The organism is Caloramator sp. (assembly GCF_020054765.1).
Classification (GTDB): domain Bacteria; phylum Bacillota; class Clostridia; order Clostridiales; family Caloramatoraceae; genus Thermobrachium; species Thermobrachium proteoclasticum.
The window spans coordinates 1-9812 of record NZ_JAIHAO010000057.1 but is presented as its reverse complement, the minus strand read 5'-3'; the positions used below and the strand labels follow the sequence as shown (position 1 = coordinate 9812).

10 protein-coding genes, 2 tRNA genes and 1 riboswitch are annotated in these 9812 nt (G+C 32.3%); all 12 genes read left to right on the top strand.

Annotation, left to right across the window (positions count from 1 at the left end):
• Window positions 1-22 precede the first annotated feature (22 nt).
• Window positions 23-98: transfer RNA gene (locus JG776_RS11655), tRNA-Thr, on the top strand.
• A 5-nt stretch (window positions 99-103) separates the two neighbouring features.
• Window positions 104-188, top strand: a tRNA-Tyr gene (locus JG776_RS11650).
• Between the two features lie 59 nt (window positions 189-247).
• Window positions 248-616, top strand: a complete 369-nt coding sequence (locus tag JG776_RS11645; RefSeq protein ID WP_291967705.1) for a YkvA family protein — start codon at window positions 248-250, stop codon at window positions 614-616.
• A gap of 108 nt (window positions 617-724) precedes the next feature.
• A riboswitch (SAM riboswitch) is annotated at window positions 725-829 on the top strand.
• A 191-nt stretch (window positions 830-1020) separates the two neighbouring features.
• Window positions 1021-2208 (top strand): methionine adenosyltransferase, encoded by a 1188-nt coding sequence (gene metK / locus JG776_RS11640; RefSeq protein ID WP_291967703.1) that lies wholly within the window; start codon window positions 1021-1023, stop codon window positions 2206-2208.
• Window positions 2209-2342: 134 nt separating this feature from the next.
• Window positions 2343-2567 (top strand): DUF1659 domain-containing protein, encoded by a 225-nt coding sequence (locus JG776_RS11635; RefSeq protein WP_291967701.1) that lies wholly within the window; start codon window positions 2343-2345, stop codon window positions 2565-2567.
• A gap of 14 nt (window positions 2568-2581) precedes the next feature.
• A complete protein-coding gene (locus JG776_RS11630) occupies window positions 2582-2800 on the top strand; it encodes a DUF2922 domain-containing protein (RefSeq protein ID WP_291967699.1) in 219 nt (72 codons plus the stop codon).
• 311 nt (window positions 2801-3111) lie between these two features.
• Window positions 3112-3261 carry a YvrJ family protein gene (locus tag JG776_RS11625; RefSeq protein WP_073247601.1) on the top strand — a complete coding sequence of 50 codons (150 nt, stop codon included), beginning with the start codon at window positions 3112-3114 and terminating at the stop codon, window positions 3259-3261.
• 82 nt (window positions 3262-3343) lie between these two features.
• On the top strand, window positions 3344-3844 hold the full coding sequence (locus JG776_RS11620; RefSeq protein ID WP_291967695.1) for a hypothetical protein: 501 nt from the start codon (window positions 3344-3346) through the stop codon (window positions 3842-3844).
• 20 nt (window positions 3845-3864) lie between these two features.
• Window positions 3865-6078: an ATP-dependent RecD-like DNA helicase gene (locus JG776_RS11615; RefSeq protein WP_291967693.1), complete on the top strand. Its 2214-nt coding sequence runs from the start codon at window positions 3865-3867 to the stop codon at window positions 6076-6078.
• Between the two features lie 18 nt (window positions 6079-6096).
• Window positions 6097-7719: a hypothetical protein gene (locus tag JG776_RS11610; RefSeq protein WP_291967691.1), complete on the top strand. Its 1623-nt coding sequence runs from the start codon at window positions 6097-6099 to the stop codon at window positions 7717-7719.
• Complete coding sequence (locus JG776_RS11605; protein WP_291967689.1) at window positions 7629-8363, top strand: ComF family protein; 735 nt, start codon at window positions 7629-7631, stop codon at window positions 8361-8363. The genes JG776_RS11610 and JG776_RS11605 overlap by 91 nt, the downstream gene beginning before the upstream one ends.
• Before the next feature lie 645 nt (window positions 8364-9008).
• Window positions 9009-9533 (top strand): ribosome-associated translation inhibitor RaiA, encoded by a 525-nt coding sequence (raiA, locus tag JG776_RS11600; protein WP_291967687.1) that lies wholly within the window; start codon window positions 9009-9011, stop codon window positions 9531-9533.
• The last annotated feature ends 279 nt before the right edge of the window (window positions 9534-9812 follow it).

The window sequence follows — 9812 nt, the reverse complement described above, 5'->3', positions numbered from 1 at the left end:
TGTCGTGCCCACCACATAAGATGCCGGCTTAGCTCAATTGGCAGAGCAACTGACTTGTAATCAGTAGGTTGTAGGTTCGATTCCTATAGCCGGCTCCATGTATGGGACGGTTCCCGAGTGGCCAAAGGGGGCAGACTGTAAATCTGTTGGCGCAGCCTTCGGTGGTTCGAATCCACCCCGTCCCACCAAAGAGACGCATATGCGTCTCTTTTTTACTTTAAATGTTAATAAAAAAGTGGTGATTGCAGTGCAAAAAATAAAAAAATGGGCAGAAAATTTGTTAAAGCAACTTGAACTATTGTATAAGATATATACATATCCTAAAACACCTTGGTATGCAAAAATATCAATTGGAATAGTTATAGCTTATGCTTTAAGTCCTATAGATTTAATACCAGATTTCATACCTATTTTAGGTTATTTAGATGACCTATTGATTTTACCCTTAGGAATATATTTGTCATTAAAGTTAGTACCTGACTATGTTATAGAAGAATGCAGAGAAATAGAGGTTGACTTAAGCAAATTTAAGGGTAAAAAAATAGTTTCAGCTTTGTTAATTTCAGCCATATGGCTATTACTTATATATTTATTTATTAGAAGGTTATTTAGATAAGATAAGTCCTGCAAATATTTTAATTAAATAAAATTATAAATAATATTATTGACATACATATTTTATTGTGATAATATTACTCAAGATGTTTAAATTGAATACAGGAAACTCTTATCAAGAGAGGTGGAGGGACTGGCCCGATGAAGCCCGGCAACCGGTGCATAAGCACAATGGTGCCAATTCCTGCAGAATTTAAATTCTGGCAGATGAGAGTCTTATGGATATAAGCCTCTTCGTCAGAAGGGGTTTTTATTATGCATTGAAAATTATAAACGGTTTAAATAATATAGTTTATAATTTTCATATCATTAAAATCAAAAGATTGAGAGATACTAAATTTAGTCTCGAGATCCTTCAATTAAAGTGTAAACAATTTTATTTATATATTAAAAGGAGGTAGAAAGATGGCAAGAAGATTATTTACATCAGAATCAGTTACTGAAGGACATCCAGATAAGATTTGTGACCAAATTTCAGACGCGATACTTGATGCTATATTAGCTGAAGACCCAGAGGCAAGAGTAGCATGTGAGACAGCAGTAACAACAGGTATGGTGCTTGTTATGGGTGAAATATCAACAAAATGCTATGTTGATATTCCAAAGGTTGTTAGAAGAACAATCGAAGAAATAGGATATACAAGAGCAAAATATGGATTTGACTGTGATACATGTGCAGTTATCACTTCAATAGATGAGCAATCATTAGATATAGCAATGGGTGTTGACAAGGCACTTGAGGCAAAGAAGGGTGAAGAAAACGAATTTGCTACTACAGGTGCTGGAGACCAAGGTATGATGTTTGGTTTTGCTTGTACTGAAACACCGGAATATATGCCACTTCCAATAGCAATGGCACATAGACTATCAAGAAGACTTGCTGAAGTTAGAAAAAATGGAACTCTTGACTATCTAAGACCAGATGGAAAGACTCAAGTAACTGTTGAATATGAAGATGATAAGCCAGTTAGAATAGATGCAATAGTTATATCAACTCAACACAGCCCAGAAGTTACAAGAGAACAAATAGAAAGAGATATGATTGAACACGTTATAAGAAAGGTTGTTCCAGCAAACCTTCTTGATGAAAATACTAAATATTACATAAACCCAACAGGAAGATTCGTAATAGGTGGACCACACGGAGACTCAGGTCTAACAGGAAGAAAGATTATAGTTGATACATACGGTGGATATGGCCGTCACGGTGGTGGTGCCTTCTCAGGAAAGGACCCAACTAAGGTTGACCGTTCAGCAGCTTATGCAGCAAGATGGGTTGCAAAGAACCTTGTAGCAGCAGGTGTAGCAGAAAAACTTGAAGTTGAAGTTGCATATGCCATAGGTGTTGCAAAGCCAGTTTCAATAACTGTTGATACATTTGGAACAGGAAAGTTACCAGATGAAAAGATAATCGAAATAATCAATAAGGTATTTGACTTAAGACCAGCAGCAATAATTAAGCATCTTGACTTAAGAAGACCAATCTACAGACAAGTTGCAGCTTATGGTCACTTTGGTAGAACAGATTTAGATTTACCTTGGGAAAGACTAAATAAGGTAGATGAAATAAAGAAGCTTATAGCTGAAATGTAATAAAAAAGTTCTATGCAATATGATAACATTGCATAGAACTTTTTTATTTTGGTTCTTTGTTAAAATTAAATTTTAAAAGAGGTGTAAAAATATCGCCTATTCACAATTTATATAAGTGAAAGGGGGAATAAAAAATGGCAGTAAAAGATTTTAAACAATCATCAACATTACTTATGAAATTTAATATGGGAGTTGACGCAAGAGGAAACGACATAATAAAGGTGGTTAATTTAAGGAAGGTAAAACCTCAAGCAGACCACCAGGCTGTATTTGAAACAGCACAATCTATCTCTACATTAGTTGATGGAAACCTTACTGAAGTTTTAAGACAAGAAGTTCTTGAATTAGTAAATGAATAATGGGGGTGTAGATTATGGCAAAGTCACTTGTTATGGTATTTCAAAATGAAGCAGGTAAGAATGTTTCACTATCAATTCCAAATGTAAGGGAAAATATAACAGAACAGGAAGTAAAGTCGGTTATGCAGGATATTATAAGTAAGAACATATTTACATCAACAGGTGGAAATTTAATAACAATAATGTCTGCACAGATAGTGAATAGAGAAGTAGAGGAGCTTGCAGTAAGATAATAGTTATTACATTAATCAATAGATAAACAAATTGGTAGTTTGAATTTAGCCCCATAATGGATTTTAGGCTGTAATAAAAAATTAAGTGAAAAAGTCCTAAACCTTTAATTTTAGTTTCCTTAGCGATAATTTTTTATATGTGTTAAAAGTACTATGGACTTTTTCAATATAGGTTTCATAAATATTTAAAGTTTATGCAACGGCCTCAAAATCCATATATGGGGCTTTTGTAAAAATATAAAATAAGTGTTTGTTATGTATTGATTTCAATAAGTTGTAGGTATAATTTATATAAATAATGGAGGGGTATTATGGAGGAATTATTTAATCAAATAGCCAATTTTGGCTTTCCGATTGTATTATCAATTTATCTTTTAGTTAGATTGGAAAATAAATTGGAAAAACTAACAGAGAGCATAAATGAACTTTCTAAAAACATATCAAATATTTGTAAATTTTAAAAAAACAGGGTTTTGACATCGAACATATGTTCGATTATAATTGTATATATAATATTTTATATTTACAAAGGGGAGGAATTTGATGTTAGTTTGCATTAAGCCAGAATACAAAGAGGGTGTGGGGGATTGTACTATACTTATTTATGAGAGAGATGAAGTAGTTCTAAAGAAGAATATAAGATATGGCCTAAGACAAGTTGCGAAACAATATAACCAGGATATAAGGGAGCTAAAATATAAATGTAATAGAATAACAAATTTGGGTAAGTTAACCCCTATAGCACTATCATCTGATGTAATATTAGTACCAATTAAAGTTAGAACTCCACGGGTTCATAGGGATGGAGGTTATGGATACATAAACTTGTTTTTTATTGAACAAGTTTATGATAATTTCATATTATTAAATAATGGGAGTAAAATATTTTTTGTAGAGAATAGAAGAAGTATTATAAAAAGAATAAATGTTGCCAAGAATTTAAGTAGTACAATACTTAAAATGGAATATAGCAACATTGTTACAATTTTAAATGAGGTCTTGAAACTTAACGATAAATTAGAGACAATAATACTAAAAAGATAAATTTATTAGGAGAGAGTTGGATGATAGATATAGAAGGCGTAGTTGAAAATATTGTTTTTAAAAATGAAGAAAATGGTTATACAGTTGCTAAAATAAGGTACAACAAGGATTTGATTTCGGTAGTTGGGCATATTCCCTTTATAAATATAGGGCAAAGAGTAAAGGTACAGGGTGAATGGGTATTTCATCCAAACTTTGGTCAGCAGATTAAGGTACACTACTGTGAGGAAGTAAAACCATCGACAATAGAGGGGATAGAAAGATATTTAGCCTCAGGCCTTATAAAGGGAATAGGACCTGCTACAGCTAAAAAAATAGTTGAACGTTTTGGCAAAGATTCACTTGATATAATAGAAATGAATCCTGATAAACTTACAGAGGTGGATGGAATAGGTTCTAAAAAGGCAGAAAAAATAGCAGAATCTTTTAAGGAGCAGAGACAGCTTAAGGAGGTAATGGTTTTTCTTCAGAGCTATGGTATAACTGCTGGACTTGGGATAAAGATTTTTAAACGATATGGAGAAGAAACTAATGCAGTTTTAAAATCTAATCCCTATAGGCTATGTGACGAAGTTTCTGGTGTTGGTTTTAAAACAGCAGATAGGATAGCCGTTAATTTAGGATACGATATGATGTCGGAGGAGAGGGTTAAGGCAGGAATTAAATATATTCTTTCTCAATGTATTGCAAATGGACACGTTTATTTACCAAAGGAGGAACTTGTTAAAGAGTGCGTCAAAATTTTAAATGTTCCAGATGAAATAATAAGGGAACAGATAGTGATGCTCAACTTAAATAAAGAAATTTATATAGAAAATGTGGATAATGATGAAGCAGTATATTTAAGATATTATTATCTATCAGAGCTTTATGTAGCAAGAAAATTAATAGAACTTTCGTTTCAAAATTATAATCAGGATTTTGATGAAATAGAGGAAGAAATAAAAGAATATGAGGAGGAAAATGGAATAGAGCTTGCAAAAGAGCAGAGGGAGGCTATTGAAAAGGCAGTTAAAAATGGTGTTTGTGTTATTACAGGTGGACCAGGCACAGGGAAAACAACAATAATTAAATGTATAATCAAATTATTTGAAAAAAGAGGTTTGAGTGTAGTTTTAGCGGCACCTACAGGAAGAGCAGCAAAAAGAATAACTGAAACAACAGGATGTGAAGCAAAGACAATACATAGACTACTCGAGATGGAATATATGCCGGAGAATGAAATACCAATATTTACAAAGGATGAAGAAAGTCCAATTGAAGCACATGCAATTATAATCGATGAGGCTTCTATGATAGATATACTTCTTATGAACAGCCTTCTAAAGGCAGTAGCAAAGGGTACAAGGCTTATAATTGTAGGGGATGTTGACCAGCTTCCATCAGTTGGTGCAGGTAATGTACTAAGGGATATAATTGAAAGTGGAAGTATATGTGTTGCAAAGCTTAATAAAATATTTAGACAGCAGGACAAGAGTCTAATAACCATTAATGCACATAAAATAAATAATGGAGAGATGCCAATTTTAAATGAAAAGGATAAGGATTTCTTTTTTATCGAATTGGATGGGACACAGAGTTTAAATGATGAGCTTGTAAAGCTTGTATCTGAAAGATTGCCAAGTTTTAAAAAGGATATCGACCCTGTTAAGGATATTCAAATATTATCTCCAATGAGGAAGGGAGATGCAGGAGTTAACAGCCTAAATATAAGTATGCAATCTGTTTTAAATCCACCTGCTAAGTTTAAGACAGAGAAGAATTTTAGGGACTTTGTTTTTAGAAGATTTGATAAGGTTATGCAGATTAAAAACAACTACAATATAGAATGGGAAAGTTTAGTCACAGGGGAAAAGGGAAGAGGCGTATTTAATGGTGATATAGGCTATATAGAGGATATTGATTTAGAAAATCAACAAATTATAGTAATGTTTGATGATAAAAAAGTTGAATATGACTTTTCAAATCTTGAAGAACTTGAGCTTGCCTATGCAATAACAATTCACAAAAGCCAAGGAAGTGAGTTTAAGGTAGTAGTTATACCTGTATGCTTTGGTCCACCAATGCTTATGACAAGAAATTTAATTTATACAGGTGTAACGCGTGCAAAGGAGCTTGTTGTTCTTATAGGAAACAGAGCTGCACTAAAATATATGATAAAAAATAATACAATAACAAAGAGGTATTCAGGGCTAAGATGTAGAATAATTAATTATTTAAAGGCAATATCCTAATAAAAGGGAGTGTTCTGTGTGGAGGTATATTTATATAAGGCAAGGGGTAAGGGCGGAAGTATATATGATATTACACTAAATCCTCAGATAGATTTTGAGGTTTTAAGGAAGATTAGGGGAATAACCAATATAGAGATATTAACGGATAAAATAGATTTATGCGTTGCTGAAGAAGTAATAAATCAAATTTATAGTGGAAACTTTATTGGTAGATTCATATCTCTTCAGGAGTATTATCTAAATAAAATATTAAAGAGTTATGGTATAAAGAAGGAGAGTAGGTTTATTACAAGCGGTAAGCCTATTCCAAAGGTTGAGGATTTAGAGAGGATAGAGGAGTATATAAAGGGAAAAGTAATTTCCTTTAGATATCTATTGGAATTAGATGATATAAAAAAAATGGATTATGAATTAGTTATAGATGTAATACAGACTCTATATTGTGAGAGAAGAATTAAATATACAAAGGCTGTAAAAACCATTAAAAATAAAGAAGTATGTTTTTTATGTGAAAAGGAAAAATGTGATGTTTGTAATTTTGAACATATTGAGGACGATATACTTCTTTATGCTGCTGACAACTATAATAATTTAAAGCCGCCCCATATTGAACCTATAATAAATAGGAGTTCTATAGCAACAGTTAATACATTGAAGGAAGTAACAGAATTTATAAAGTCTAAAAGGGAAAAAAGTATGCTTCTTTCATCGCCAAAGGCATTTAGTATTGATGTTTTAATAGAGGCAGTTTATGAAGTGCTAAAGGTAGGAGGAAGAGTTCTATATATTACTTCTCCTAAATTTATAAACGAAGCAAAACAGGAGTTTCAAAGTAAAATAAATGGTGCAAGGGTAGAGATAGTTCTTGGGAGAAAGGCAAAACTTGTTGATTGTGAGATAATAGTAACATCGTATACAGATTATCCCTGCTTTTATAAGTCCTTTGATTTTGTTATATTTGATAAAAGGCTAATATTTTTAGATTTAACGAGCCTTCAGGATGAAATTTTTAAAAAAGCAAAAAAAGAGCGAGGGAAGTTTTTAAAGATATCTGTTTCGCTAAATGAGGATGATAAAAGGGAATATAAAGATATGATTTATATGCCTGTCGATGGAATTAAAAAACCTTTGCCTGAACCTATGAATATAATCTCCAGGTATTTAGATGGAACAGAGGATTTTATGCCTCAAATGGCAATAGATTTTATACTTTTTACAATAAGCAAGAAAAACAACTTGATTATTTTTGTGCCAGATGCAGGTTATATACAGAGGGTTTATTATATTTTATCCGAAGTTTTAAATATTGATAAAGGATTTATAGAGTACTCAACGCATAAAGATAAGGATGGACTCTTTAGATTTATGAAAAAAGAGGGCAGCATATTGATTTCCTCTGATGCAGCTGATGCATATTTAAGCTATGAGAATACAAATGTAATAATTATGTATAGTGATAATAGGGCATATACATTAGAGGCAATAATATATATGTGTCAAATTCCTATAAATTTTCAAGGTAGGAGAATAGGAGAGGTATATTTTGTGTCATGTCAGGAAACAAAAAATATGCAGATAGCAAAATCAACAATAAGAATTTTAAACAAGGTTGCGTGGGAAAAGGGATATTTGAAAAAATAGTATTTTTACTTAATTGCTTGCTGGATGTTATATTTCAACAGCCATACCTTTGCATAATCTGTGGTAGAGAACTTACCTATGAAGAAGTATATATTTGTGATGGATGTCAAGATAGTTTTGAAAGAGTAACGGATATAGTAAAAATAGATGGACAAGATGATATTTTTTTAGATGAGTGTATAGCACTTTATGAGTTTAAAGGTAATGTAAGGGAGATTGTACACGATTTGAAATATAGGGGGAAAAAAGATTTATCTAATGTTATTGCCTATCTAATTAATAAAAATATAAACTTAGATGCAGATTTAATTACTTGGGTTCCGCAGTCTAAAAGAACATATAAAAATAGAGGGTATAATCAATCAGAGGAGATTGCAAAGTGTCTATCCTATTATACTAATATTAGATGTGAAGAATTACTTATTAGAGTCAAAGAAACTCAATCGCAAGTATTGCTAAATGGCATAGATAGATGGTATAATGTATGGGATGCTTTTAGTGCAGAGAGGAATTTAAAAGGATTAAAAGTTTTAATTGTAGATGATGTCGTAACTACAGGAGCAACACTAAATTATTGTGCAAAGGCATTAAAACAAAAGGGTGCATATGTAGTTAATGCCATATGTTTTGCAAAGAGTTGTTAATTAGGTTGTATCAGCTGGGTCTGTGGTTGAAAGTCGATGCTAGCCGCAGGCGAAACGACCCACGTAAGTCAGACAAAAGTCTGATGAGCATGGTGCGGTTTAGAAGTAAGTCCTGCCGAAGTAAAACTTCGAGAGGGGGATTAGTGAGAGGCATACACCTTAAGCAAAACCTCCAGCAGGCGAGTGTGGGGGCAAAGACCAGGTCAGCCAGTTGATACAGCCTTTTTATATTTTCTAAAAAAGTCTTCTAAGGGTCGAAGACTTTTTTGTTTTAACTTTATAATTAAAAAATAATTTCTGGTTAAAATAAGATTAACAAATTTGTTTTATAATATATTGCTTATGTTCGATTAAAATTGTAAGAAAATTAGTTATCAACAACTTGTACAAAAATAAAATACTTAAAAATAAAGTTATGCACAGACTTTTACACATTATCCACAGGTATTTATCCAAAGTTTCCACACTCGAACAAATATATTTTGTGTAGTAAAAGTACAAAAAATACATAAAATAAATACAAAACATAGTTAGAATGATCAAAATGGTCAAAAAAATTTGAAAAGGGAACTTGAACTAATTTGATAAAAATATTACAATATAATAAACAAATTCCCTTATAACATAAGGAAAGGGGTAGATTCTATGAAGTATATAATGACAGGTAAAAATGTTGCATTAACTGATGCCCTAAAGGCAACAGTAGAAAGGAAGCTTGGAAAATTAGAAAGGTATTTTTCAGGAGATGTAGAGGCCCATATTACATTGAGTGTTCAAAAAACAAAACAAATAATTGAAGTTACAATACCCTTTAATGGAATGATTCTAAGAGCAGAAGAATCAACTAATGATATGTATTCATCCATAGATAATGTAGTTGAGAAGCTTGAAAAGCAAATAATTAAACATAAAACAAAGCTTGAAAAGCAAATTAGAGAAGGTGCTATAAAGTTTGCAGAAGTTCCAAAGTATGATTTTGATGAAGATGAGGTTAACATAAAGAAGATAAAGAGATTTTCATTAAAGCCAATGAATGTTGAAGAGGCAGTTTTACAGATGGAGCTTTTAGGACACGATTTCTTTGTATTTAAGAATTCAGAGACTGATGATGTGAATGTTGTTTATAAGAGAAATGATGGAGGATATGGATTAATAGAACCAGAATTTTAATAAGGGGCCGTTAGGCCCTTTTAGTTTGTTGAAAAAGTTATATATTGATTAGCCCCATGAAGGATTTCTTGGGCATTTGTTCATTTCGCTAATCAATTCTAAGCTTTTCTTTGTTTGGAAAAGTCCTACCCTCGCGATGCCATCGTCCTGATGGCCGCTCGGCTCGGCACGTCCTGTGCAGAATTACGGACTTTTCCAAAGTCGAAAAGCTAAGAATTGCTAAAGCTCACGAAAGAGCCCATTGAAATCCATTCATGGGGCTTTTTCAAAATTTAGCTA

Coding starts and splice junctions, on each gene's coding strand:
- JG776_RS11635 (WP_291967701.1), top strand. CDS start 2,343: ATGGCAGTAAAAGATTTTAAACAATCATCAACATTACTTATGAAATTT.
- JG776_RS11605 (WP_291967689.1), top strand. CDS start 7,629: ATGTCAGGAAACAAAAAATATGCAGATAGCAAAATCAACAATAAGAAT.
- raiA (WP_291967687.1), top strand. CDS start 9,009: ATGAAGTATATAATGACAGGTAAAAATGTTGCATTAACTGATGCCCTA.
- JG776_RS11620 (WP_291967695.1), top strand. CDS start 3,344: ATGTTAGTTTGCATTAAGCCAGAATACAAAGAGGGTGTGGGGGATTGT.
- JG776_RS11625 (WP_073247601.1), top strand. CDS start 3,112: ATGGAGGAATTATTTAATCAAATAGCCAATTTTGGCTTTCCGATTGTA.
- JG776_RS11630 (WP_291967699.1), top strand. CDS start 2,582: ATGGCAAAGTCACTTGTTATGGTATTTCAAAATGAAGCAGGTAAGAAT.
- metK (WP_291967703.1), top strand. CDS start 1,021: ATGGCAAGAAGATTATTTACATCAGAATCAGTTACTGAAGGACATCCA.
- JG776_RS11615 (WP_291967693.1), top strand. CDS start 3,865: ATGATAGATATAGAAGGCGTAGTTGAAAATATTGTTTTTAAAAATGAA.